General features: G+C 37.1%; 20 protein-coding genes, 6 tRNA genes and 1 pseudogene. 23 read left to right on the top strand and 4 right to left on the bottom strand.

Going from position 1 to position 25,587, the window contains the following annotated elements; translation table 11 throughout:
• Nucleotides 1-20: 20 nt before the first annotated feature.
• The 17 genes and pseudogenes from MHI04_RS21465 to MHI04_RS21385 form a co-directional block, all read left to right on the top strand.
• A tRNA-Asn gene (locus MHI04_RS21465) sits at nt 21-97 on the top strand.
• Nucleotides 98-210: 113 nt separating this feature from the next.
• Nucleotides 211-285, top strand: a tRNA-Glu gene (locus MHI04_RS21460).
• Nucleotides 286-341: 56 nt separating this feature from the next.
• Nucleotides 342-417, top strand: a tRNA-Val gene (locus tag MHI04_RS21455).
• Between the two features lie 15 nt (nt 418-432).
• Nucleotides 433-516, top strand: a tRNA-Tyr gene (locus tag MHI04_RS21450).
• Between the two features lie 14 nt (nt 517-530).
• A tRNA-Gln gene (locus MHI04_RS21445) sits at nt 531-605 on the top strand.
• Between the two features lie 12 nt (nt 606-617).
• Nucleotides 618-690, top strand: a tRNA-Lys gene (locus MHI04_RS21440).
• 185 nt (nt 691-875) lie between these two features.
• Entirely contained in the window at nt 876-1,781 is a 906-nt protein-coding gene (gene rocF, locus MHI04_RS21435; protein ID WP_342535186.1) for an arginase, read from the top strand.
• Nucleotides 1,782-1,914: 133 nt separating this feature from the next.
• Nucleotides 1,915-2,478 (top strand): RNA polymerase sigma factor SigW, encoded by a 564-nt coding sequence (sigW, locus tag MHI04_RS21430; RefSeq protein ID WP_004225410.1) that lies wholly within the window; start codon nt 1,915-1,917, stop codon nt 2,476-2,478.
• Nucleotides 2,479-2,491: 13 nt separating this feature from the next.
• Complete coding sequence (locus MHI04_RS21425) at nt 2,492-3,118, top strand: anti-sigma factor (protein ID WP_058845282.1); 627 nt, start codon at nt 2,492-2,494, stop codon at nt 3,116-3,118.
• A gap of 149 nt (nt 3,119-3,267) precedes the next feature.
• Nucleotides 3,268-4,104 carry a diadenylate cyclase CdaA gene (gene cdaA / locus MHI04_RS21420; RefSeq protein ID WP_089935020.1) on the top strand — a complete coding sequence of 279 codons (837 nt, stop codon included), beginning with the start codon at nt 3,268-3,270 and terminating at the stop codon, nt 4,102-4,104.
• A complete protein-coding gene (locus MHI04_RS21415) occupies nt 4,097-5,173 on the top strand; it encodes a CdaR family protein (protein ID WP_036128306.1) in 1,077 nt (358 codons plus the stop codon). The genes cdaA and MHI04_RS21415 overlap by 8 nt, the downstream gene beginning before the upstream one ends.
• A gap of 226 nt (nt 5,174-5,399) precedes the next feature.
• Complete coding sequence (gene glmM / locus MHI04_RS21410; RefSeq protein WP_101967053.1) at nt 5,400-6,752, top strand: phosphoglucosamine mutase; 1,353 nt, start codon at nt 5,400-5,402, stop codon at nt 6,750-6,752.
• 122 nt (nt 6,753-6,874) lie between these two features.
• Nucleotides 6,875-7,390, top strand: coding sequence for a type 1 glutamine amidotransferase domain-containing protein (locus MHI04_RS21405; protein WP_342535185.1), 516 nt, complete (start codon nt 6,875-6,877; stop codon nt 7,388-7,390).
• A 611-nt stretch (nt 7,391-8,001) separates the two neighbouring features.
• The gene (glmS, locus tag MHI04_RS21400) at nt 8,002-9,804 is read left to right on the top strand and encodes a glutamine--fructose-6-phosphate transaminase (isomerizing) (RefSeq protein ID WP_101967027.1); all 1,803 of its coding nucleotides are present in this window, start codon (nt 8,002-8,004) and stop codon (nt 9,802-9,804) included.
• A 465-nt stretch (nt 9,805-10,269) separates the two neighbouring features.
• The gene (locus tag MHI04_RS21395; protein ID WP_342535184.1) at nt 10,270-11,154 is read left to right on the top strand and encodes a helix-turn-helix domain-containing protein; all 885 of its coding nucleotides are present in this window, start codon (nt 10,270-10,272) and stop codon (nt 11,152-11,154) included.
• Nucleotides 11,155-11,399: 245 nt separating this feature from the next.
• Nucleotides 11,400-11,792: a VOC family protein gene (locus MHI04_RS21390; protein WP_330493673.1), complete on the top strand. Its 393-nt coding sequence runs from the start codon at nt 11,400-11,402 to the stop codon at nt 11,790-11,792.
• Between the two features lie 3 nt (nt 11,793-11,795).
• Nucleotides 11,796-11,921, top strand: a pseudogene (locus MHI04_RS21385) (acetyltransferase); the annotation flags it as partial.
• A 178-nt stretch (nt 11,922-12,099) separates the two neighbouring features.
• Here MHI04_RS21385 and MHI04_RS21380 read toward each other — a convergent pair.
• Nucleotides 12,100-13,848, bottom strand: a complete 1,749-nt coding sequence (locus tag MHI04_RS21380; RefSeq protein WP_036128840.1) for a methyl-accepting chemotaxis protein — start codon at nt 13,846-13,848, stop codon at nt 12,100-12,102.
• Nucleotides 13,849-14,189: 341 nt separating this feature from the next.
• Between MHI04_RS21380 and MHI04_RS21375 the strand changes: the two genes are divergently transcribed.
• Nucleotides 14,190-15,155 carry an ABC transporter substrate-binding protein gene (locus tag MHI04_RS21375; protein ID WP_340809604.1) on the top strand — a complete coding sequence of 322 codons (966 nt, stop codon included), beginning with the start codon at nt 14,190-14,192 and terminating at the stop codon, nt 15,153-15,155.
• A 119-nt stretch (nt 15,156-15,274) separates the two neighbouring features.
• Here the strand turns inward: MHI04_RS21375 and MHI04_RS21370 are convergent, their stop codons facing one another.
• The 3 genes from MHI04_RS21370 to MHI04_RS21360 form a co-directional block, all read right to left on the bottom strand.
• Nucleotides 15,275-16,321 carry an NAD(P)/FAD-dependent oxidoreductase gene (locus MHI04_RS21370; protein ID WP_340809603.1) on the bottom strand — a complete coding sequence of 349 codons (1,047 nt, stop codon included), beginning with the start codon at nt 16,319-16,321 and terminating at the stop codon, nt 15,275-15,277.
• Entirely contained in the window at nt 16,322-17,299 is a 978-nt protein-coding gene (locus tag MHI04_RS21365; RefSeq protein WP_058845223.1) for an ABC transporter substrate-binding protein, read from the bottom strand.
• Nucleotides 17,300-17,397: 98 nt separating this feature from the next.
• The gene (locus MHI04_RS21360) at nt 17,398-19,002 is read right to left on the bottom strand and encodes a helix-turn-helix domain-containing protein (protein WP_342535183.1); all 1,605 of its coding nucleotides are present in this window, start codon (nt 19,000-19,002) and stop codon (nt 17,398-17,400) included.
• Nucleotides 19,003-19,365: 363 nt separating this feature from the next.
• Here MHI04_RS21360 and MHI04_RS21355 point away from each other — a divergent pair, with 363 nt between their 5' ends.
• From MHI04_RS21355 to MHI04_RS21335, 5 genes are all read left to right on the top strand, one after another.
• Entirely contained in the window at nt 19,366-20,658 is a 1,293-nt protein-coding gene (locus MHI04_RS21355) for a CitMHS family transporter (RefSeq protein ID WP_340809601.1), read from the top strand.
• 375 nt (nt 20,659-21,033) lie between these two features.
• Nucleotides 21,034-21,522: a VOC family protein gene (locus MHI04_RS21350; RefSeq protein WP_036128833.1), complete on the top strand. Its 489-nt coding sequence runs from the start codon at nt 21,034-21,036 to the stop codon at nt 21,520-21,522.
• Nucleotides 21,523-21,840: 318 nt separating this feature from the next.
• Nucleotides 21,841-22,839, top strand: a complete 999-nt coding sequence (locus MHI04_RS21345) for an ABC transporter substrate-binding protein (protein ID WP_340809600.1) — start codon at nt 21,841-21,843, stop codon at nt 22,837-22,839.
• Between the two features lie 137 nt (nt 22,840-22,976).
• Entirely contained in the window at nt 22,977-24,638 is a 1,662-nt protein-coding gene (locus MHI04_RS21340; protein WP_342535182.1) for an AraC family transcriptional regulator, read from the top strand.
• 211 nt (nt 24,639-24,849) lie between these two features.
• Nucleotides 24,850-25,542 carry a stalk domain-containing protein gene (locus MHI04_RS21335; RefSeq protein WP_036128827.1) on the top strand — a complete coding sequence of 231 codons (693 nt, stop codon included), beginning with the start codon at nt 24,850-24,852 and terminating at the stop codon, nt 25,540-25,542.
• Nucleotides 25,543-25,587: the final 45 nt, after the last annotated feature.

The raw sequence follows: 25,587 nt of genomic DNA, 5'->3' as shown, positions 1-25,587 counted from the left end.
ACCGAAGTGAATAGTATCGTTCCGAAGTAGCTCAGTTGGTAGTAGCACCTGACTGTTAATCAGGTTGTCGCAGGTTCGAGTCCTGCCTTCGGAGCCATTTTTTTGCCCATTTTTAAGAAGCTGTTATACATAAAAAAAGTTATAAAAAAGTATTGCAACTATTAAGAAATGATGTTATTATAAATCTTGTCTTGTTTGAGACGTGATACTGGCCCCTTGGTCAAGTGGTTAAGACACCGCCCTTTCACGGCGGTAACACGGGTTCGAATCCCGTAGGGGTCACCATTTAAAACATAGGCTTTATAAAGAAAAATAAACTGTGATATAACACCTGTTTCTATGGAGGATTAGCTCAGCTGGGAGAGCATCTGCCTTACAAGCAGAGGGTCGGCGGTTCGAGCCCGTCATCCTCCACCATTATTGTGTTATTTCGGAGGGGTAGCGAAGTGGCTAAACGCGGCGGACTGTAAATCCGCTCCTTAGGGTTCGGCGGTTCGAATCCGTCCCCCTCCACCAGTTTTATAAATGATTGGGGTATAGCCAAGCGGTAAGGCAACGGATTTTGATTCCGTCATGCCTAGGTTCGAATCCTAGTACCCCAGCCATTTTTCTTTGATGAGCCATTAGCTCAGTTGGTAGAGCATCTGACTTTTAATCAGAGGGTCGAAGGTTCGAGTCCTTCATGGCTCACTTTTTTAGAATAAAGTATATTCAAAAGTGTTATAATAACTATAGATAACTAATCTCTTACTGAAAACAGTAGGAGATTTTTTTATGTTATCAAAAATTGAATAAATATGCACTTTTTTGTCTAGTTGAGCCAAGTGGTATCTAGGCTTTACAATAATATTATAACTTTTAGGGGGTATAAAAACATGAATAAATTTAATATTTCTATTATTGGAGTACCAACAGACTATGGACAAACACGTCGTGGCGTAGATATGGGGCCAAGCGCGATTCGCTATGCAGGCGTTGTGGAACGTTTGGAGGCTATTGGACATGAAGTACAAGACCAAGGGGATATTCGTGTCAGTCAAAAACTTGCAGACGCACCTGTCGATGAGAAATTACTGAATTTAGAGGAAGTTGTAGATGTTAGCACGGCTTTAGCTAATAGCGTGCATGAAGTAGTAGAACAAAATAAGTTCCCACTTGTATTTGGTGGAGACCATAGTATTGCTATTGGCACACTAGCTGGATTAGGTGAGCATTATAAAAATCTTGGCGTTATTTGGTATGATGCTCATGCAGATTTAAATACACCTGAAACAACACCATCTGGCAACATCCATGGGATGCCATTAGCAGTTAGTATTGGACTAGGTCATGAGCGATTAGTGCAAATTCGTAATTATGCACCGAAAATTAAACCAGAGAACGTTATTATTATCGGAGCTCGTTCAGTAGATCCTGGTGAGCGTGAGTTAATTCGTCAACAAGGGATTAAAGTATATACAATGCACGAGATTGATCGACTTGGTATGACGCGTGTCATGGAAGATGCACTTGCTTACTTGAAAGAACGTAATGTTGATGGATTACATCTATCACTTGATTTAGATGGCTTAGATCCGCTTTACACGCCAGGAGTTGGTACACCCGTTCCTGGAGGAATTACGTATCGAGAAAGTCATTTAGCAATGGAAATGTTACAAGAATCAGGGATGCTAACATCAGCAGAGTTTGTAGAAGTAAACCCAATTTTAGATGAGAAGAATACAACAGCAAATGTGGCTGTTGCATTAATGGGATCTTTATTCGGAGAGACACTAGTTTAAAGAAAATTTGACAAAAAATTGCCTGTTGCCACATTGCATAAAAATCTTTTGTTATAATTGAATTAAAACGAAACTTTTCTTATCGATGGGTCGTATAGTATAAGACAGTTGTAAAGGTGGAGAAGTCAACACAATGGATGCGTTAGTAAACAAGAGAATAAAACAAGTGCTTAAAGGCGATCAAAACGCATTTGCCGATATTGTGAGTCTCTATCAGCACAAACTGTACCAAGTATGCTATCGAATGTTAGGCAACAAACAAGAGTCTGAAGACATTGCTCAAGAAGCTTTTGTGCGTGCTTATATGAATTTGCATACTTTTGATCAGAAAAGAAAGTTTTCGACGTGGCTTTATCGCATAGCGACAAACCTCTGCATTGACCGTATTCGCAAAAAGAAACCGGATTATTATTTAGATGCAGAAGTAGCTGGTACAGAAGGGCTTGATATGTATTCGCAAATCGCAGCAGACGACCAGCTACCAGAGGAGCAGTTAGAGCAAATGGAGCTGCAAGATCGCATTCAATATGAAATTGGACGATTGCCGGATAAATACCGTTCGGTTATAGTATTGAAATATATAGAAGAGTTATCGTTACAAGAGATTAGCGAGATTTTAGATATGCCGCTTGGAACGGTGAAAACGAGGATTCACCGCGGACGTGAGGCATTACGTAAGCAATTAAACAATCTGTAGGAGGGGGAGCGTCATGAATACTTGTCCAGAGCATATTATAGACTATATGCATGATTATTTAGACGGTGACATTAGTCGTGAGCATGAGCAAGAGTTGAAACAACACTTGCATACATGTAATGATTGTAAACAGTTGATGCAAGAATTGAGTGAAACAATCGCCTTTGTGAAGAGTGCTTCCCATATTACAGCGCCTCCGGATTTTGAAGCAGCAGTGATGGCTCGTTTACCAAAACCAAAAAGTCGAGTAGGTATACAAAAATGGATACGCCGGCATCCGTTCTTTGTGGCAGCAGCAGTATTTTGCTTATTCATGAGTGCTACATTGATGGGTAGCTTTATGGATGACCAGCATTTTTCAGTGACCAAACAACCGAACTTAGTTGTTGATGGTCAAACGGTGATTGTACCTGAAGGAGAAGTAGTGAAGGGCGATATTGTTGTTAAAAATGGTGATTTGGTTGTTGAAGGTGAAGTTGATGGCAATGTCACAGTAATTAACGGGCAATATATGGCGTCTTCAGCGGTAGTTTCAGGCAAAATTGAGGAAATTGACGAAGTATTTGAATGGTTATGGTATACGATTAAAAATTCTGTAAAAACGGCCATGACATTTGAGGAAAAAGATGAAACTAAATAACACTCTATACGTCCTAAAAAATAGTGCACGTGAGAGGCTGAAAGGTCTACTCTTATGAGTAGACTTTTTATTTGAAAAAAGTTACATTTGTTAAGAATGTGATATACTTGAATGTGTATGGATTCGCAATGAAAAGTGGGGGATGCCACGTGCAAATTATCGAACATTTCACGGATTTAACACCTGTGAATATTGTTATTAACTTCATTGATGTACTGCTCGTGTGGTACGTTGTTTATAAAGTCTTAACCCTCATTAAAGGTACGAAGGCTGTCCAATTACTGAAGGGAATATTTGTCATTATTATTGCCCGACTTGCAACAGACCTTTTAGGGTTACAAACTCTAGGCTGGATGTTACAACAGGTCATTGAGTTTGGTTTCTTAGCGATTATTATCATATTCCAACCAGAAATCAGACGTGGTTTAGAACAAATTGGGCGAGGAAAGCTATTCCAGCGTTCATCAAGTCAAGAAGAAGAAGAACAAACAAGGCTCATTGAGGCGATGAAGAAGTCTGTTAGTTACATGGCTAAACGTCGAATCGGTGCGTTAATTTCTATTGAAAAAGAAACAGGCCTTAATGAATATATTGAAACGGGTATAGGACTAAATGCTGAAATCTCATCAGAACTGCTGATTAATATCTTTATACCGAATACACCACTTCATGATGGAGCGGTTATTATGCAAAAAGATAAAGTTACAGCAGCAGCTTGTTATTTACCCCTATCTGAAAGTCCATTTATTTCAAAGGAGTTAGGGACACGTCACCGTGCTGCACTTGGCTTAAGTGAAGTTACGGATGCTATTACAATTGTTGTCTCAGAAGAAACAGGTGCAATTAGTATTACGTTAAATGGTAATCTCCACCGTAATCTTTCTCTAGAGGAGTTTGAAACACTATTACGAAAAATGTGGTTCGGTTCAGCACAAGAGTCAAATGCTGCCTCTAAGTTGACTTGGAGGGGGAAAAAGAATGGATAAAATGATGGATAGCCCTTGGGTATTAAGAATCATAGCGCTATTTTTGGCATTTTTGCTTTTTTTCTCAGTTCGTACCGAGTTATCTCCAATCAATACAACAACAACGACTGAACAGACGGATATTATTCGAGATGTGCCAGTAGATGTTTACTATGATAATGAAAATCTGATTGTCACAGGCTTACCTGAAACAGTAGATGTGAAGATAAAAGGGCCAATGCCTGTTGTTATAAAAACAAGAGCTACAAAAGATTTCTCTGTATTTGTCGATTTAAGTAATCTATTGATTGGGGAGCATGATGTAAAGCTACAATACGAAAATATTTCTGATAAGTTAAAGGTTACATTAGACCCTGCAACTATTCATGTGAATATTGAGGAAAAGGTCACGAAAGAGTTCCGAGTGGACCCTGAAATGAATAATAGACTAATCGAAGAAGGTTATATTTTAAAAGATATGACTGCTGATCCACCAACCGTTTACGTAACAGGTGCAAAAAGTGCTATTGAAAGCATTAGCTATGTAAAAGCTACTGTTGCAGGTGAGCAAGGCTTGAAGCAATCCTTCTCGCAGGATGCGGCAGTAAAAGTATTGGATCGAGATCTAAACAAGTTAGATGTGACGATAGAGCCTGAAACTGTGAAGGTTCAAGTTGATATAGCAGAATATAGTCGAGAAATTCCAGTGGTCCTGAAAGAAACAGGGCAAGCAGCACAAGACATTACGATCAATTCGTTAACATTTGCGCCAAGAATGATAAAAGTGTATGGTAGAAAATCAATTATTGACGGTTTGACAGAAATTCCAGTTATAGTTGACCTGTCAAAAATTACTGAGTCTCAAACTTATGAATTTGATGTAAAATTACCAGATGGTGTGACAAAAATATCTGACAAGAAAATAAAAGTGAAGGCAGATATTACAAAAGTAGAGCAAGAAGAACAACAGAAAACACCAGCTTCTACAGAGGAAACGCCACCTCCAACTGAAGAACCAGATGTGACGGATGATAGTACTACTACTGATAAAAATACATCATCTGAGGAAACGGAAGATATTGATTCTTAAACAATATCTGACTATAATTTTATTTTGATTCTAAATCAAAATCCAATCGTGGTTTGTGCTGGTGAGTAGTTAGGACAGGAGTCACCAACAAATCGATTGAGGGGATATTAATAATTACCGAATGAATGAATAAAAACAGACTTTTCCAAAAGTAAGCGGACAAGTGTCTTTTGGGCGATAGTAACTCAAGAGACACAGTCTTGCATTGAAGGAGAGAATAAGTAGAATGGGTAAATATTTTGGAACAGATGGCGTCCGTGGAGTCGCGAATAGTGAATTAACACCAGAGTTTGCATTTAAACTAGGTCGTATCGGTGGCTATGTTTTAACAAAAGATGCAACTGATCGTCCAAAGGTTTTAATTGGTCGTGACACACGTATTTCAGGTGAGATGCTTGAAGGTGCACTTGTTGCTGGTCTTTTATCGATTGGGGTAGAAGTAATGCGTCTTGGTATTATTTCAACACCAGGTGTGGCATACCTTACTCGAATTATGAGCGCAGATGCAGGCGTTATGATTTCAGCTTCACATAACCCAGTTGCTGATAATGGCATTAAATTTTTTGGTCCCGATGGTTTTAAGTTAACGGATGCTCAAGAAGCGGAAATTGAAGTGTTGCTTGATGCACAAGAGGATACACTACCACGCCCAATTGGAGCCGATTTAGGATCTGTAAGTGACTATTTCGAAGGTGGTCAAAAATATATTCAATACTTAAAGCAAACAGTGGATGAGGAATTTGATGGTATCCTGGTAGCACTAGACTGTGCTCATGGAGCTACATCAGCATTGGCTACACATTTATTTGCGGACCTAGAAGCTGATATTTCTACAATGGGAGCTTCTCCAACAGGCTTAAATATTAATGATGGTGTAGGTTCTACACATCCAGAAGGACTAGCTAAATTTGTTACTGAAAAGGGTGCAGATGTTGGTTTAGCATTTGATGGAGATGGTGACCGATTAATTGCTGTAGATGAGAACGGTAAGATTGTTGATGGCGATCAAATTATGTTTATCATTGGTAAGTATTTAAATGCGGTAGGACGCTTGAAAAAGCAAACGATTGTTTCAACAGTTATGAGCAATATGGGCTTCTACAAAGCTGTTGCTGACAACGGTATGCAAAGTGTACAAACTGCTGTTGGTGATCGTTATGTTGTAGAAGAAATGCGTGCCAAAGAATACAATTTAGGTGGCGAACAATCAGGGCATATTGTTTTTCTAGACTTTAATACAACAGGTGATGGATTACTTACTGGCATTCAGCTTGTCAACATTATGAAAGCGACTGGTAAAAAGCTTTCAGAGCTTGCTGCTGAAATGAAAATCTTCCCTCAGCGTCTTGTCAATGTACGTGTAACAGATAAGCATGCTGTGACTGACAATGCGAAGGTGGCTGCTGTCATTGCAGAGGTAGAAGCAGAAATGGCCGGCAATGGTCGTGTTCTAGTGCGCCCTTCAGGGACTGAACCACTTGTACGTGTAATGGTAGAAGCAGCAACAGAAACAGATTGTGAGCGTTTTGTTGAGCGTATTGCGGACGTAGTACGTGCGGAGATGGGCTTAGCAGAATAATATATAGAAACTCGATTTCCATAACAGAAAATCGAGTTTTTCTTGTTTAAAAAGAATGTTTGAAATGAATGAGATGGGGAACAGTAGTAAGGAGTCACAATAACAAGGAGTGTTTAATTGATATGGCTAAAATTGCTACAGTGATAACAGATATGTTTGAGGACATTGAGTTTACAAGCCCCAAAGAAGCTCTAGAAGCAGCTGGGCATCAGCTCGTAACAATTGATACCGAAGCAGGTAAGGAAGTTAAGGGGAAACATGGAGAGCCAGTGAAAATAGATAAAGGAATTGAGGAAGTAAACGCCTCAGAATTTGATGCGTTATTTATTCCTGGTGGTTTTTCACCTGATATATTACGAGCAGATGATCGTGTAGTGGCATTTGTAAAATCCTTTATGGATGACATGAAGCCGACCTTTGCTATTTGTCATGGACCACAGCTGCTAATTACAGCTAAGACACTGAATGGTCGTGATACCACAGGCTATAAATCCATTCAAGTGGATTTAGAAAATGCAGGGGCAATATTCCATGATGAAGAAGTATTCGTCTGTCAAAAGCAGCTCGTAACAAGTAGAACGCCAGACGATCTTCCAGCCTTTAATAGAGAAATAGTTAAATTATTAGACAATAAATAAAAGATAGGCACAAGCAGTCAATTGCTTGTGCCTTTTTGTGGAATTTACTCCGCTTTATTTAGCATAGCAACTAATTATTTGTCTACATATTTGTCACGAAAAAGCATGGGGATTAGGTGTTTTTTATAACGAAAATTTGACGGATAGCATATGATTGAGTATGATGGAGAAGTTGAAGATGACGAGGTCCGACCTTATCCTTTAACGAGCGCTAAGGAGGAAAGAAAGCGCAAAATCGGAAAACAATTATAGCGCCTGAGCTGAAGAAATCGGACGACAAGATCTTCAGCAGACGAGGTGGAGGTTTATCGAAAATTCGGCGGATGCCTCCCAATCGACATACCCGATTGTCATTTTTCATTTTGAAAGCATTTAAGTGATTGAATGTACAGAAAATGGAGAAGGTATAGTAAAAGCAATAGATAAATCAAAGAAGCTTCACCTATCGAAAAAACTCTAATCAGTTGGCTGAATGAGTGGGTGGCTTGCATGTAAGGGAGTGCTTATTTTAAATATAAAATAAAGCATCGCTCGTACATTCAAAAAACTTCGATAGGATGAGGTCTAGTTTGTCATTGCATGAAATTGACAATATCGGAGGACGAGAATTTATGTGTGGAATTGTAGGATATATTGGTGAATCAGATGCAAAGGAAATTTTATTAAAGGGTTTAGAGAAGCTTGAATACCGCGGCTATGACTCAGCTGGTATTGCAGTACGTAATGAAGAAGGTGTAACAGTTTTTAAAGAAAAAGGACGTATTGCAGACTTACGTGAAGCGGTGGACGAGGAAGTTGCAGCAAAAATTGGAATTGGTCATACACGTTGGGCAACACACGGTGTACCCAATCGTTTAAATGCTCACCCACATCAAAGTGCATCAGGACGCTTTACACTTGTGCATAATGGGGTTATTGAAAACTATCATTTATTACAAAAAACATATTTAAAAGGCATTCCGATGAAATCTGATACAGATACAGAGGTTATCGTGCAATTAGTAGAGTTATTTGTGAAAGAAGGTCTTAGCACAGCAGAAGCTTTCCGTAAAACTTTATCTCTATTACATGGCTCATATGCCCTTGCATTATTAGATGCTGAAGCGACAGATACTATTTTTGTTGCAAAAAATAAATCACCACTTTTAGTAGGTATTGGTGAAGGCTTCAATGTTGTTGCTTCGGACGCAATGGCTATGCTACAAGTAACGGATCAATACGTGGAGCTTCATGACAAAGAGGTTGTAATTGTACACAAAGCAAGTGTCGAAATTACAAAATTAGATGGTTCTGTAGTAGAGCGTGCACCATATACAGCGGAGCTTGATATGAGCGATATTGAAAAAGGAACTTATCCTCACTATATGTTAAAAGAAATGGATGAGCAGCCAACTGTAATTCGTAAAATTATTCAAGCATATGAAGGCGACAATGGCGATTTAACAATTGACGCAGAGATTTTAGAGGCATTGAGAGCAGCGGATCGCTTATATATTATTGCGGCAGGCACGAGCTACCATGCAGGTCTCATCGGTAAACAATATTTCGAAAAAATGGCGGGTATCCCAGTAGAGGTTCATATTTCTAGTGAATTCGGCTACAACATGCCATTACTATCAGAAAAGCCTTTATTTATCTTTATTACACAATCAGGTGAAACAGCTGACAGCCGTCAAGTACTTGTAAAAATTAAAGAGCTTGGCTATCCAACATTAACGATTACAAACGTACCTGGTTCAACGCTATCACGTGAAGCAGATCATACATTGTTATTACATGCAGGCCCGGAAATTGCAGTGGCTTCTACAAAAGCTTATGTTGCTCAAGTAGCAGTACTTGCGTTAGCAGCGTATGTAACGGCAAAGGCAAATGGTAAAGGCTTAGAATTTGATTTAAAACAAGAGCTTGCGATTGCCGCTAATGGAATCCAAACAATTATCGATTCAAAAGATGTGTTAGAAGATATTGCAGAAGACTACTTAAAAATCGCGCGTAACGCATTCTTCATTGGCCGTAATATGGACTTCTATGTCAGCCTAGAAGGGGCCTTAAAACTGAAAGAAATCTCGTACATTCAAGCAGAAGGCTTTGCTGGTGGCGAACTGAAGCACGGAACAATTGCCTTAATCGAAGAAGGTACACCAGTGTTTGCACTTGTCACTCAAGCATCAGTAGGATTAAATATCCGTGGTAATGTCAAAGAAGTAGCAGCTCGTGGCGCATATCCTTGTATCATTGCAATGGCAGGCATTGATGAAGATGGTGACCGTCTAGTCATTCCGCATGTTCACGAATTACTAACACCACTTGTATCTGTAGTGCCATTACAATTAATTAGCTACTATGCAGCACTTCACCGTCGTTGTGATGTGGATAAACCACGTAACTTGGCTAAATCGGTGACTGTTGAATAGGATTAGGTTTAAGCATTTATGCTAGTGTAGTCTAATAAAAAATATTGATTGTTTATAACAAAGTTTGACCATTTGAAATAAAGTTTGGTTAAAAATGACCTCTTCGGATTTGGTATCCAGAAGAGGTCATTTTTGATTCTTTGGAAAAAGGTAATTTTATAGGAATGAATTTAATTGGTTAGAACATTAATATGGAAAAGGTTCTTGGTGTAATTTTATAAAAAAGATTGATCATTTATAACAAAGTTCGCTTATTTAAAATAAAGATTGATTAAAGATCCTGTGTTGATACGTAGGATCTTTTCTTATTCCACAATCGGGCCAATATTGTTGCAGATATAAAAAGAGGCTGATATTACATCAACCTCTTTTTAATGATTTTTAGGATGCAGCGATTACTTCGCAAGATATATCAAAAAATGAATGAAGAACCTTGATATCCTATATTTAAAGGAGGTGCCTTCGTTGTATAACCATGAAATTATAATTAAGAAAATCATTTTGTATGTGGAAGAAAACCTATACGAACCACTTACTTTGGAAAATATAGCAGCACAATCAAATTTTTCAAAGTATCACTTTCATCGAATATTCCAATCCACGATTGGCATGACAGTAACTGAATATATTCGGTTAAGAAGATTGGCTAATGCTTCTTCCGCCTTACTTTATACAAGTGAACGCATTCTTGATATCGCTTTATATTATCAGTTTGAATCACAAGAATCATTTACAAGAGCATTTAAAGAGATTTATAAGCTACCACCTGGCAAATATCGCAGAATGATGTCAGACGTACTTAAAATTAAGGAGGAAACATATATGGATACAAAGGTGAAAGGTTGGTTTTTAAGTGGATCAAATCCATTTAATTACGAAATGGGAATTGACCATGAAGTTGTTCATCAGGGGAAAGCATCAGGTTATTTAAAATCCAAAACAGTGTTAGATTCAACTGAATTCGCTACCATGATGCAAACATTTAAGGCTAATCAGTTTGTTGGAAAGCGCATTAGACTCTCTTGTTTCATCCGTACAGAAGAGGTAGATACGTACGCTGGGATGTGGATGCGAGTAGACGACACAATGGGAGATGTTCTTCAATTTGATAATATGAGTAATCGCCCCATTAAAGGAACAACAAACTGGAACCATTATTCTATTATTTTAGATGTTCCAACCCAAAGTGCTGTTATTTCGTTTGGTATCATCCTGTCTGGACAAGGAACTGTATGGGCAGATCAATTTACTTTTGAAGAAGTGAATGAAAGTATTCCAACAACTAATTTAGAGATGCATGGTGAACTGCTGGACGAGCCAATAAATTTATCGTTTGACGAGGAAATATGATTTAAGGAAGGGTGATAACATGGCTAATTTTGGTATAAAAGATACCGAGGTAGTATTAAGTATTATAGTTATAATTGCAATTATGGCTGTAAAGTTTGTAGGAATTAACACGCTTGTTCATTACTTAAAGTTTTGGTGAAAATATTGCTTAACTATACCGCAATCGGGCCATTTAATGGAGGAAGAATCACAAGTAATATTGAATATTTATGGTATCATTTAGTGAAAAAAATTAAGGAAAGGTGATGTATGTAATGAGTACATCTGAAATATTTATGAAAAGCACCATACCAATATTCCGTATTTTTAATGAGGAGAAAGCGAAAGAATTTTATTTAACATTTTTGGGGTTTGCATTGGATTGGGAACATCGATTTGAGGATGATCTACCTTTATACATGCAAATTTCTTATGGAAATTGTATTATTCATCTTTCAGAACATCATGGAGATTGCTGTCCAGGAGGTGCTATAAGAATTGAAGTAGAAAACCTAGAGTTACTCCATTCAAACCTTATATCAAAGAAATACAAATATACGCGTCCTGGCATCGAAACAACCCCTTGGAATTCTCAGGAAGTTTGCATTGGAGACCCATTTGGAAATAGAATTGTTTTTTTTGAGAACCTTCAAAAATAACATTGGGTAACTTATTTTGATGATACAAGTAGAAAGGATTCAAGAATACATTAAATATGGATGAAGGCACTTGGAATCGAGCAAGAGGTTGGGCTTTGGAAGGATTTAATTACTTACAATTTTAATAGAAATCAACCTACAAAATAAAAGCATCGAATCATTTGATTCGATGCTTTGGTATTATAATCTATTATATGTTTCATCAAGAGTTCCAAAAACTTTGGAATACCTTCAATACCTTGTAAAGTATTGAAACCAGTTATCTTTTGTAGTCATTTTAAACCATATTCATAACATCGCTACCTTTTTATAAAGTATATCGCTCCATTAAAGAATTTAATTCACGATTTAATTCCGTTAGTTTTTCAGCAGCATTAGCAACATCAGCAATTGCTTTAATGTGCTCATCTATGGAAGCAGCAATTTCCTGTACGGAAGCGGCCGTCTGTTCTGATACGCTGGACGCACTTTCGATTCCTTCACTCATCAACTTATTATAGGAGGTCATAACGTCCATTTCTTTATTAACTGCTAATATCGATTCCACAATTTGCTTAACAGAATCAGACATTTGATTGAATTTACTTTGTGTTAGCACTACATCATCATTTAACTTTTTAGCAGTCTCCATTGTTCCTTCTACAGTTTCAACTGTTTTAGTTGTTTCTGAAACAATGGATGAAACCACTCCTTGTACTTGGTGAGTAGCATTTTTCGATTGTTCTGCTAGTTTCCTTATTTCATCGGCAACAACTGAAAAACCTCTACCATACTCACCAGCTCTTGCTGCTTCAATGCTTGCGTTTAAAGCGAGTAAATTCGTCTGTTCAGCGATTGTTTCAATTGTTTCCATTACCTGTGTGATTTGATTGATTTTACTATTTAAATTTTTAATCTCATAACTGACTTCTTCTGATGCTGCCAATGAATCAGTATTGGATTGTTGTAATTGATGAACTATTGCAATTCCCTCGGCTGATATTTTTTCAGCATGTTTTGTAATGTCGTACATCACTTTACTTTGTTTTTCCGTAGTTTCTATCGAGCTTGATAATAGCTCTACTGTTCGGTTTATCTTGTCCAAATCATGGGCTTGTTCTTGTGTACCAGTAGCAATTTCGTTAACTGCTCTACCAACTTCATCACTACTAGCAGATGTTTCTTCTGAAATTGCTGATAAGTTGGTCGCTGAATCCAATAAATGTTCACTAGTATTTTTAGTCTTTTCGACGAGTGTACGTAATTGCTGTGACATTTTATTAAAAGCAGTCGCAAGTTGCCCAATTTCATCACTTGATTCAGGTAGATTGGTAACAATTATATGACCATCAGCAATTTTTGTTGATGCTTCAGCTACTTCTTTTAGTGTATTTAATTTCCTCCGAATACCTAAATAAAACACAATTGAACTTAAAATAATGAGTACAATTGTTGCACCAAAGATAATATATTGTAAGATGTTTAATCCTTCATAAAATTCATCTTGAAAAACAGCAATTCCAAGAGTCCAACCCCAAGGCTCAAAATATTCTGTATAGGCTGTTTTATCTTTAAAAGAACCATCTGGCTGTTTATCAGAATAAACGACATAGCGATCTGATTCATTTTCGGACTTGCCGCCTGCAACGATCTTTTCTCGATTACTTCTGTTGAGATCATCGACAGGAGCTCCACCTATTTTAGAGGGATGGAGTTGTAACACTAAATCCTCGTCAAAAGCTAATATATAACCATTTTCTTTGTAAGTAAAATGGGACTTTTGATAATCGTACTCTCCATTTTCATTTACTGGCCCATTTAGAATAATTCTCGCTTGTTCTTTACCTTCCTCTAGTGTTATTTTGCCAATTTCCACTTCTTCATTAATCAGTTCTAATGAAGTATAAGCCCCCTTGACGATGCTTTGTAGTTCTCTTTGACCGGATTCTAAGAGCTGATTTTTGGCAACAACATAACTTGTTGAGCCGATAATCACAACTGTTACAAGTATAATAATTGTGATTAGTAGCATTAACTTTCTTGAAATGCTTCGTAACTGTAAAATTCTCTTCATCATTTGCTTCCTCCCACAACTATATATAGGTATATTTCGACAGTAATCTACATAATTCAATGGTATCGGAATTATTTTTTATATTACGCTGTATATGAAAAGCTAGAAGCAAATTCTTCTTATTTATTAGGGTGGGTATTATTACATGATTAACCAAATTAAAAACTGGATAAAGGATGTTAAGAAAAGAAATTCATATATAACATGTTTGGATTAATCATTCCTGTTTATCAAGTCTAATAGGTGAATATTATTGGAGCAAACTTTTTTACAGCTACAACAATTGAAAATGATTATCATTTTCAATATAATAGGGAACAATTAGTATTTAAAGGAGAAGGATTATGAATAAATACATAAAAAAAGCCGTTCTAGTAATGTTGGTAATGAGTCTACTGCTAATAATGGCAGCTTGTGGTAGTAAAACAGAAGGTACAAAGGATGACAAGGAATCTACAACGACTGTAACAACACGTATTGTAACAGATTCGGTAGGACGTGAAGTAGAAGTTCCCATAGACCCACAACGTGTTATTGTGGATTGGGATTTAGGTCACGTATTAGCTGTAGGCATTGTACCAGTTGCTTCAACGACAAAGGTCATTGATTATGGTGAATTTTTAAAGGATTACTATCAGGGGCAGGACATTGTAGATCTTGGGAATGAAGATACTGTATCTTTAGAAACAGCTACTAGTCTAAAACCAGATTTAATTATTACGTTTGCAGAGGAAAATATAAAACAATATGAAAAAATTGCACCTACTATTGTGTTCAGTACGGATAGCTACGATAGTGTGGAAGCAGAAATTTTAGCAATTGGCGAAATGTTAAATCACCAAGAAGAGGCGAAGAAGTTTATGGCAGATTATACGGCGCGTGCAAAGGTAGCTGAAGAAAAAATCAAAGCCGTAATCCCAGAAGGCATAACATTCTCACTCTTTACGTTAACAGACAAAGAGATTGTTGTGATTCCTAGTGGTAACTCAGGTGGTGAAGCGATGTATGATTTGTTAAAACTTACAGCACCAACATCTATACAAAAGCTAATTGAAGATAGCAAGGGAGATTGGCAGAAGCAACGTATTTCATGGGAAACGGTAGGTGACTATGTAGGTGATTATGTAGGTGTTTTAGATTATGGTCAAAAATACGAAACGACTTCTACATGGGATAATTTAGAGGTTGTGAAAAATAATAAAGTGATTACATTCGATGGGACGTACTTCTTCTCAGCAGATCCAATCTCTGTTATCCATCAAGCAGAGCACATGGCAGAACAAATTATTGAATTAGTACAAAAACAATAAAGTAAAACTTCAAGCAGTTGCGTTTTTCTTAAGCTCCACGAAGACCTTTCTTGCTTCAATAAAAAACCCCATTAGATAAACAGATGATTTGTTTATCTAATGGGGAAGGTATTAGCTAATTATTTATGTGTAGTTACAGCTTTATTCTTTTGTTGTAACGCTTCATTTTTTTCAGCGAAGCGGTCATTATGAGAAGATACGCCTGCCATTTTTGATTCTGTAGGGTCAATGTATAATTTGGCGCTATTGACAGCGAGGACAGCATCGTTAAATGCGCCTGCAATCAGTCTTATTTTCCCTTCATTCGTTACAATATCGCCTGCGCCAAAGATGCCTGGCATGCTTGTACCCATTTTGGGAGTAACGGAAATGCCCCATTCTTCAGAGGCCAAGCCCCAATCTAAAATGGCGCCGCCAAAGTGTCGGTCAAATCCGTGATTGACAAGCACTTCATCTACTTCAATTTTTGTCATATCATTAGAATCAACCTGCTGTAATGTGACATGTTCAATTTTATTGCCATTGCCATGTAAACGAGAAACTGTATACGGAACATAGGTTGTTGCGATAGACTTCATGCGTGTTACAGATGATTCAAAGGCACTGAAGTCATCTCGTCTATGAACAACGTATACTTCTTTGGCAATAGGAGCCATTTCAATAGCCCAATCTACAGCTGAGTCGCCGCCACCAGAAATGAGTACACGTTTATCTTTAAACCTATTGATGTTCGTTACCGTATAGTGAAGGTTGTTTAGTTCATAACGGTCAGCGCCTTCAATCGTTAATTTTTGAATGCGTGTAATACCACGTCCTGTAGCTAAAATAATCGTTTTCGTATAATGTTTCTCGCCTGTTTTAGCTGTTAAGACGAAAATGCCATCGTCGCGTTTTTCCATGCCAACAACTTCTTGACCAAATACGATTGTTGGATTAAATGTCATAGCTTGCTTGATTAAGGAATGAATAATTTCTTCACAGCGAATAGGTTCAATACCACCGACATCCCATACCAATTTCTCGGGATAGGTGCGCATAAAACCACCTAATTCCTGTTTTACTTCGATAATTTTCGTTTTCATTTCACGCATGCCACTGTAAAAGGCAGCATACATGCCAGCCGGCCCACCACCGATTATAATTACATCATAAATCTCTTGTTCCATTTAAGGCACCAACTTTTCAACTAAATAATCAAGGAATAGTGGAGAGCCAATTAAACCTTCACCTACAACGTAATCTGCTGTTTTTAATGGATAAACATTGCCGATTTTCACAGCATCCATTGCTTGCCACATCGGGCTATTCTCTAAATCTTTCATAGATTGTTCACTACTATAATTTTGCATTTGACGTTGTTCGACAAAAATATGGTCTGCATCAATGTCAGGTAAAACCTCTAAGGAAATGGGCGTGAACCACTCATTATTATCTTTCAACATAGTTGGAATATTTAACCCAAGTTGTGTGTATAGCATATCACTACCAGGGCTACCTTTTTCAGTGCCTAGTACACGGTATTGATTTTGTTCTACCCGTAATACAAGAATTTTTTCGTCACCTATAGCATCGTGTAGTTTTTCTTTGGTTTCTTCTATTTTTTCCCTATACTTCTCGAGAGCAAGTGTAGCTTCTTTCTCTTTCTTGAACAGTTCACCAAGCACAGGAACATATTCATCTATTGCAACGCCTGCCTCAACAGCAACAGTAGGAGCAATTTTACTTAAAGCTTCGTATTTTTTAGCATCAATCGCTGCACCCTGAGCAATAATGACATCTGGTGCAGCTTCAAGAATAACTTCTAAATTATCTTCATATTGCACAGTCGGAATAATTTTAACATTGTTGTCATTGAATAATTTGAAGCGATACTCAGGTTCAATTTCTTCAACAACTGTCACCATTTGAGGCGTTACACCGATTTCAATTAAGTTTTCAGCATAGTTAGAACTAAGAACTAACATATTTTTAGGTTCAGTAGGGATCGTGACATCACCATAGGCATCTTTTACAACACTCGTTGTAGGCTCACTTTGTTCTTCTTGACCCTTTGTCTCATTTCCGCTCTCTTTATTAGTGCTTGAGCAAGCAACTAATGTTAAAGCTACTAACATAAAAAGTATATATTGCATCGTTTTTTTCATTGATTATAGCTCCTTTTTATTTGATAATGATTATCACTATCAAATAATAACAGGGAATGAGAGTGCCTACTATAGCGTAAAGTGCCTTAAAAATTGGATTATTGTGTTTTAGGGCAAACACCATCCAAAATCGACTGCTCAATCTGTTGCATAATTTTTCTTTTGCCAAACACACTGCAATTGTTTATCCATAAACCCGTATCCACATAAAACACACGTTTATTTTTCACAGCATCTAAATTTTTCCACTGCTCACTTTTTTGTAAAGTAGCTAAGCTAAGGTCGGCTGTATAATAATCCATTATGCGTTTTTCAATAAACAAATAAGTAGGATTGGCTACCACTAATTGTTGTAAAGAACATATGTTGAAACTATTTTTATTTGTGCGCAATGATTCAGGCATTTTTAAGCCAAGTTCCTGATATAAAAGGGTAGCGGAGTCACTAGAAGATTCACCGACATAGCGATAACCCAACTCCTCCACACGTAAGTAAAGTACAGTAGCATTCTTTACAAGATGGTGTTGTATTTTATTTTTTAGAACATCTACATGTGTCGTAAGTTCGTGAATAATTTGTGTAGCTTCATTCTCTTTATTAAACAATTCACCAAAGTAACGAATTGATGAATTTAAATCATAAGGTAGCCCGGTAATTACAGGTGCGATCGTTTGGAAGTGTTGTTTTGTCTCTTCCGTTAAGTCGACACCGATAATTAAATCGGGTTGCTGTTGTACAATGATGTCTTGTTGAATCACATATTGAGGCATTTCTAAGATGGTTGTACCAACTTCATGAAAAAGATTCTTTTGATATTTTGGAGTGAGGGAGCTCGTCACAGTAACACAATTTGGTATAACCCCTAATGCGATTGCAATTTCTGCGTGTGCAGGTGATAGAAAGCAAACACGATATTCACCAACGGTCTTTTTGAATTTCTTAGGTGGACGACCTACAATGCGTTTAAACTGTCGACTAAAGTGCTGCACATCATCAAAACCAACTTTTTTTGCGACATTTTGTGATAAATCATCTGTTGTTAATAGCATTTCTTGCGCACGGTAAATACGATAACTAATTAAATAAGCTATCGGTGTTTTATCATATAACTCAATGAACTTTCTCGAATAATACCATGGGCTATATCCAGCGATGGCTGCTAGTTCATCTCTTGTCATTGTTTGGTTATATTTTTTTTGCATATAAATAACTGTCTGTTCCATTCTTTCCTCAAGTGTGTATTCATCTGTTGATTGCTCTTGCTGTAGCTCCTTCAACAAACTGTATAAAATAAATTGTTTAATGGTGTTATGGAGAGGGTCTATATTTTTAGCGAGCGACATCCGAATATCAGCTATGATCGTTTCAGGCACTCGCTGAATATAGTAACCATTCATTGTATTGATAGACCATTTACGGGTTAATTTCATTGCTGTATCATACAGTGCAAAGCTAATTAAATAGCCTGAAAAATCAAGACGGTTTGTATTTGTAAGTTGGATAACCGCATCATTTTCGAGGGCAATCAAATGCCCAAAAACAATATGCTCTTTGTGCCCATTAATGGACAGGGTGGTTTGGCCATCCGTAATCAATAAGAGAGCCGCACTTTCAAGATGTATCGTAGACTTTTGAAATAAGGATTTGGCTAAATCTTTTATTTCTGTGCAATGTGCCAGCCAATTAGGATTAGAATCAAGCATTTATGTACTCCTTTAGTTTGTTGTGATAAAAGTATACTACGGAATATCACAGCAGACGGCATAAAAAAGACAAGTTCAAACATAGGAAATAAAAAATCCTTACAGAACATCAAAATGTATAGCCTCCCTTTGATAAGGGAGGTATTTTTAATGTGTACAATAGGCATCTTAAGAAGCTATTGAAATGGAAGGTATTACTTTTAGTGAACAAAATGTACGTAATAGATATAAAGAAATTAATAAACATTAATTTGAAAACGATTACATTTGCTCGATGTTGTTTTACTATAAGGTTTAATATTCGGAAAATTAGTTATTTATAGAATTGATAAATAACTTAAAAGGGTCATTGGGGGGATTAGAATGCTAGCAATTTTAGGTTTTTTAATGATAATAGTATTTATGATTTTGATTATGACTAGTCGTCTTACAGCAATGATTGCATTAATTGTAGTTCCCATTACGTTTGCAGTTATTGGTGGATTCGGAAGTGAAATGGGTCCTATGATGTTGGATGGGATTAAAAGTGTGGCTCCAACCGGGATTATGATTTTATTTGCCATTCTTTTCTTTGGTATTTTGATTGATGCTGGAGTATTTGATCCAATCATTCAAACAATTCTTAGGTTAGTAAAAGGTGATCCTGTAAAAATTGCCATCGGAACAGCCGTATTAGCCCTTCTGATTTCTTTAGATGGTGATGGTACAACAACCTACATGATTACTATTTCAGCATTTTTACCGCTTTATAAAAGAATTGGCATGCGACCAATTGTATTAGCCGGTATTGCCGTTTCAGCCTCAGGTGTTATGAACCTCCTACCTTGGGGAGGGCCAACTGCAAGGGTTATGACAGCATTGAATCTTGAAATGTCTGAAGTTTTTACACCCGTGATTCCCGCGATGATTGGCGGCGCTATCTTTGTTCTGCTCATGGCATTTATGTTCGGAAGACAGGAGAGAAAGCGAATTGGTGTTATAGAATATGATTATGAAACTGCAGTTCAGCCTGCTGCTACAGTTGAAGATGACTCTTTGAAACGTCCAAAACTAATTATCTTTAACTATGCACTAACAATCATTCTTTTAATAGCGTTAATTATGGAGCTATTACCACCTGTTACATTATTCATGCTTGGTTTTGCGATTGCGATTACTGTAAACTATCCAAAATTGAAAGACCAAAAGGAACGTATTGCGAATTATGCTGACAATGCATTATCAGTTGTTTCAATGGTTTTTGCAGCTGGGATTTTTACAGGGATTCTTTCAGGAACAGCAATGGTAGATGCGATGGCAAACTCAGTAATTCATTATATTCCAGATGCAATGGGTTCTCATTTTGCAGTAGTTACAGCCATCCTTAGCGCACCTTTTACATTTTTTATGTCCAACGATGCCTTTTACTATGGAGTGCTGCCATTACTTGCCAAGGCAGGAGCGGTATATGGCATCGACCCCGCCTTAATTGGTAGAGCTTCTCTATTAGGGATGCCAGTCCATCTTCTAAGTCCACTTGTTCCATCTACTTATTTATTAGTAGGTATGGTTGGAGAGGATTTCGGCACATTACAACGTATCTTCTTAAAGTGGGCTTTCGGTTCTACCATTGTCATGATGATCGTCTGTGTAGTATTAGGGATTTTCCCTCTTTAAATTAACATAATAAGTTTAAAATCTATTGTCCAAGGGGTTAAAGAGATGATCAAGTGAAAAATTGTTTATCTGTATTAAATCTACAAAAGTAATGGGCTTCTTTTGTAGATTGTTATTGGAGGAAATGAAAAGATTCTAAAACCACCCTTAATCAAAAATTAGATGTTTAAGGTCTATGGAGTTGTTTCAGAAAAACGTTTTTGTTCGTAAAAAGGACTATCATAAATATACGATGAAAAAGATTAAGACTTAGGATTATTAGTTCATGTTAGTTATAGATATTTGCCAATGGTGGATAGTTTGTTGAGTATAGGGGAAAAGCTATTCAACAATCAAAAAGAAATTATTAAAATTAGGAGAAAGGTGGTATGAAATATGAAAATCCGTAAGATCGATCATGTGGGGATAATCGTCAATGATCTTCCAGCAGCAAAAGCATTTTTCCTTGAATTTGGCCTTGAGATGCTAGGGGAAGGAAAAGTGGAGGGTGAGTGGGTAAAGAGGATGGAGCGGATAATAGGGCTTCAAGACGTTAAAGAGGAAACGGCAATATGGCGACTATCAGATAGTGACGCAAATTTAGAAATAGTAATGTTGCGAACGCCAGATGGTGATACAAATATTGAACTAGTAAAATTTAACGCGCCAACAAATGAAATAGGGATACGGCATCCTTTAGCAAATACGCTGGGTATCCAGCATATTGCCTTTGCTGTTGAAGATATTGAAGCCCTTGTTACCAAATTGACAAAGAAAGGCGCAGAACTAATTGGTGAGATATCTAACTATGAAAATGCTTATAAATTATGCTACGTTCGCGGACCAGAAGGAATTATTTTGGAGCTGGCTGAGGAAATTAAATAGAAAACCCAAGATTTTTTATCAAATTTGAATTGAATAATCTTATTGCTGTTTGCGTATTAGTATCCAACTTTATTGAAACTCTTCTGGGTTATTGTCATTAAACATGGCTGTGTAGAGATAATTAAATAAATGTAAAACTTCTTTCTGCTACTTAATAAGTGAAATAAGAGAACGTGCGTTTTTTTTGGGAAGCTATTGACATTTATCCAAATAAATCATTGCGTTTTTTCCATTGTTTACCCTTTTCATACAAACTATAATAGTGCTGTAAATGATAATCATTTTCAATTGAAGATAAAAAGGAAAGGGGTAATAAATGTGAAAAAGCTTCTACGAAAGCAATTTATACTATGGGGAGGGAGTTTCCTTCTGTTGCTGTTGATGCTATCGGCATGCAGTAATTCTAATGGCAGTGCGTCTGATGCGCAGGGTAAGGAAAATGAGAAAACAGCTCAATCTGATGTGCAAGCAGAGGAAAGTGAGACAACGGTTCAATATACAACGATTACAGGCGAACAAGTTGAAATACCTGCAGATCCAAAACGAGTAGTTTATATTGGTCAGACGACGGGTGATTTCTTGGCGATGGATATTCCCCTTGTTGGTAATAATCTTCCTCAAGATCCTGCAAGTTACTATGGAGATAAACTTGAAGGCATCGTTGATATTGGAAATCCTGCTAACTTAGAGACGATTCTGACTTTAAAACCTGATCTGATTATTAATGGTTATTACAAGTCCGATCCAAATCTTAACGAGGAATTGTCAAAAATCGCAACGACTATTCCCTTTAACCCAGCTCTTCCTTATACAGAACGTGTAAAGGAGATGGGCAATATCTCGGGTAAACAGGAAGAAGTGGGTAAAATGATTGCTAAGTTTGAAACGCAATCTAAAGAAATGTTTGATAAGCTTCAATTAGCAAAAGGGGAGACCGCAACGGTATTCTACCAGTTAGGTAAAATACTTTATGTTATGGGCGATCGTAACTTTGGCGCCATTATATATGGAGAAAACGGTTTTGCCGTCCCACCAGCTGTACAGAAGAATATTATTGATGTAGAAGGGGTATCTTTCCTTGAGGTTTCCGAAGAGGTGCTTCCAGAGTTTGCTGGTGATCATTTGTTTGTCATTGTACAAGAGGATGGTGAAAGTGAAGCAGAGGCGGATCGACTACTACAAAGCCCAATATGGGGAACTTTACCTGCAGTCAAAAAGGGAAATGTTTATGTTGTTCCTAATGAATGGAATACAGATAATTTATTAGCTTTGGAGCAATTGTATAAAAAGTTACCAGAATGGATGCACAAACAGTAAAAATTGTATTTACCTAATCAATTTTTTAAACTGTTTGTATTTTAAAATAGTACATACTCAAACAATAGTTGATAGAGGGTCATTATATGTTACAATAACGATAATGAGAATCATTTTCAATGGTTGGAGAGTTGCTTATGAATCTAGCACCCCTATATATTAGGCTACAACATTATGATCGATTTCAAGTTGATCAAATAATGCTAGCTAGTAGCTACAATGAGGGAATAAAGGATAATGAAATAAATGTATGCGCATTATTAATAGCACTGAGTCATGGCATACGGCTGTATGTAGACAAAATGGCTATTGATCTACGACAAGGAAGCTGCATTCTAATTTTACCTACACAAAGCTACACTGTAGAATCAAGTAACAAAGAGGCACAGCTGGCACACTTTACCTTTGAAACTTTTAAAGTGGAAGGGATGACGTTGAACCAGGTTGCCCATCCACCCCTACTTTGTGGTTATCCCTATAATCTGTTATTTTCTCAAGTCAAGCAAGTATTAGGAAATGAAGCATGGATAAATAATCAGTTTTGTTCCTCTCTATCTACATCAGGAATGGCGATGATGCAAGGTAGACTTCAGCAGATACTAGCTATGATGGTCCAGTTAGATGAGCAAGCTAACGAGTTGTTGAATGAAGAAAAGATACAATTGGTTCAAAAAACTGTACAGTACATAGAACAGCACTATGATGAGGACTTGACAGTAGAACAACTGGCTAACATGGCTGGAATGGTGAGATGGCAATATAGTCAAAAGTTTAAAACGTTGACTGGCAAAAAGCCGACTGATTATGTGGCTCATTTACGTATAAATCAGGCAAAAGAACTTCTACGTAATACGACCGATCCATTGAGCAAAATAGCTCGACAAATTGGTTTTAAAGATGAATACTATTTCAGTCGGTGCTTTCATAAATTAACTGGAAACACCCCACGTGAATATGCAAACATTCATCTTCATACGCCAGAAAGAACAGTTATTGATTCACTGGGTAGAAGGGTTCTTGTTCCTACAAGTGCAACACGTATTGTGACTGATGGAAAATTTACACTTGGGGAATTACTCATTCTAGGCATACCCCCTATAGGAGCAGCCATCTCCATCATGAGAGATAACGTGGTTTATCACAATAAATTGCGAAATATTCATAGTATCGGGGATTGGGCAGATCCAGATAAAATAGCACAGCTGCAACCAGAGTTCATATTGCTTAGCTATTATCCGCAAGACTTGCAGGAACTGGATGCGCTTGCTCCAACTGTTGTACTGGACAAGAAGTTTAGATTGTTTGAGCGGTTACGATATATCGCTAAACTAGTTGAGCGGAGTAAAGCGGCGGAGAAGTGGATTACTACATATGAGGAAAAAGTAAGAATGGTACGTAGGCAATTAGTGGATGCTTATGTTGCTGGAGAGACGGCTACGGTTTATCTCAAGCTTGGTGTAAAATTTTACGTTATGTGTCAGACCGGATTGGCTGCTAGCTTGTATGAATCACTTGGCTTCCGTCCAACTCCCAAAGTAATGCACCTAATTGAGCAAGGGCAAGCATGGATAGAAATCCAGCAGCATCAAATAAATCACTATGCTGGAGAACGTAATTTTATCTTGGCTTCTCCTCAAGAACTACAAACGATTACTCAATGTCCACAGATCGTCACTTTAGCCAAGTTAACTCCTGGTAAGACTCATTTCGTAGATTTTACATGGAATCATTGTGACCCTATCACACGTGAACGGTTGTTAGATGTGCTACCATCTATTTTCAAAAAGAACATTATTTGATAAGCAGAAGAAATAAAATTGCTGTAAAACTCGATCCATTAGCTATGGTTCGAGTTTTTTCCATTAATATTCAAATAGCGTACAAATAAACTAGTACAGAGAAAATAATTCTACTAGAAAAAAAGTTTGTTTAAAAATATCCTGGTATAAAATTTATATGAAATTTCTGGTATAATTACATATATCTATATTAATTTTAAGGAGTGATTTTGTGAAGAAGTTATTGATAATAACAAGTTATTTAGGATTTTTTATATTAGGAGGTTTGACGTTTACGTACTTCTCAACTACGGAAGCGGCAAGCGACTTGAAAAAGATCAGCGTGTATCAGGATCCAATCAATTACTATGTCAATAAGGTTGAAAAAGTGCCGCAAAAAGGTCAATCTGGATTTAATTATCAAGGTACAATATATGTTCCAATGCGCTTTGTTGCGGAATCTTTAGGTGAAAAGGTAACATGGGACGGAAAAACAAAATCCGTTTATATTGGTGAGGTTCCCCAGTTCACCTCTTTGAAAGATGTAAAACCTATTGGGCGTGATGAGGACCCATTGTTCCATAATCCAAGTTCTATCGTAATTCATACGGGTGAAAAGTTTGAGCGTTCTTATCAACTTGGTGGTTACCATGGGGGCGGTGCTGTTCAAGACCATACAGCGGAATACTTAGCCAATGGAAATTACAAAGGATTCGAAACCAATTTGGCACCAATTAAAAAGTTAGCAGCTAACTCTTTCGGAGTAGGTTTCTTGAAAATTTACGCAGATGGTAAATTGATTTATGATAGTGGAGCAATCAAAGACAAGGTAAAGGTTCATGTTAATTTAGATGGAGCTTCAAAAGTGAAATTTGAACTTGAAGGTAGTGGTTTAGGTATATTAGATCCTAAATTTATTCAATAAACTATACACAAGTAAGACGATGACATAAATAGCTGTCATCGTCTT

Source organism: Lysinibacillus sp. FSL K6-1151 (genome assembly GCF_038630755.1).
GTDB classification, from domain to species: domain Bacteria; phylum Bacillota; class Bacilli; order Bacillales_A; family Planococcaceae; genus Lysinibacillus; species Lysinibacillus fusiformis_D.
The sequence above is the reverse complement of the archived record's forward strand: the minus strand, read 5'-3'. Positions and strand labels throughout refer to the sequence as shown.

Excerpts from the sequence above, each read along its gene's own strand:
- MHI04_RS21415 (WP_036128306.1), top strand. The coding sequence starts at position 4,097 with ATGGATAAAATGATGGATAGCCCTTGGGTATTAAGAATCATAGCGCTA.
- MHI04_RS21390 (WP_330493673.1), top strand. The coding sequence starts at position 11,400 with ATGTATGTAATGAGTACATCTGAAATATTTATGAAAAGCACCATACCA.
- MHI04_RS21425 (WP_058845282.1), top strand. The coding sequence starts at position 2,492 with ATGAATACTTGTCCAGAGCATATTATAGACTATATGCATGATTATTTA.
- MHI04_RS21350 (WP_036128833.1), top strand. The coding sequence starts at position 21,034 with ATGAAAATCCGTAAGATCGATCATGTGGGGATAATCGTCAATGATCTT.
- MHI04_RS21365 (WP_058845223.1), bottom strand. The coding sequence starts at position 17,299 with ATGAAAAAAACGATGCAATATATACTTTTTATGTTAGTAGCTTTAACA.
- glmM (WP_101967053.1), top strand. The coding sequence starts at position 5,400 with ATGGGTAAATATTTTGGAACAGATGGCGTCCGTGGAGTCGCGAATAGT.
- MHI04_RS21355 (WP_340809601.1), top strand. The coding sequence starts at position 19,366 with ATGCTAGCAATTTTAGGTTTTTTAATGATAATAGTATTTATGATTTTG.
- MHI04_RS21360 (WP_342535183.1), bottom strand. The coding sequence starts at position 19,002 with ATGCTTGATTCTAATCCTAATTGGCTGGCACATTGCACAGAAATAAAA.
- MHI04_RS21340 (WP_342535182.1), top strand. The coding sequence starts at position 22,977 with ATGAATCTAGCACCCCTATATATTAGGCTACAACATTATGATCGATTT.
- MHI04_RS21405 (WP_342535185.1), top strand. The coding sequence starts at position 6,875 with ATGGCTAAAATTGCTACAGTGATAACAGATATGTTTGAGGACATTGAG.
- MHI04_RS21370 (WP_340809603.1), bottom strand. The coding sequence starts at position 16,321 with ATGGAACAAGAGATTTATGATGTAATTATAATCGGTGGTGGGCCGGCT.
- MHI04_RS21375 (WP_340809604.1), top strand. The coding sequence starts at position 14,190 with ATGAATAAATACATAAAAAAAGCCGTTCTAGTAATGTTGGTAATGAGT.
- MHI04_RS21380 (WP_036128840.1), bottom strand. The coding sequence starts at position 13,848 with ATGATGAAGAGAATTTTACAGTTACGAAGCATTTCAAGAAAGTTAATG.
- glmS (WP_101967027.1), top strand. The coding sequence starts at position 8,002 with ATGTGTGGAATTGTAGGATATATTGGTGAATCAGATGCAAAGGAAATT.
- rocF (WP_342535186.1), top strand. The coding sequence starts at position 876 with ATGAATAAATTTAATATTTCTATTATTGGAGTACCAACAGACTATGGA.
- sigW (WP_004225410.1), top strand. The coding sequence starts at position 1,915 with ATGGATGCGTTAGTAAACAAGAGAATAAAACAAGTGCTTAAAGGCGAT.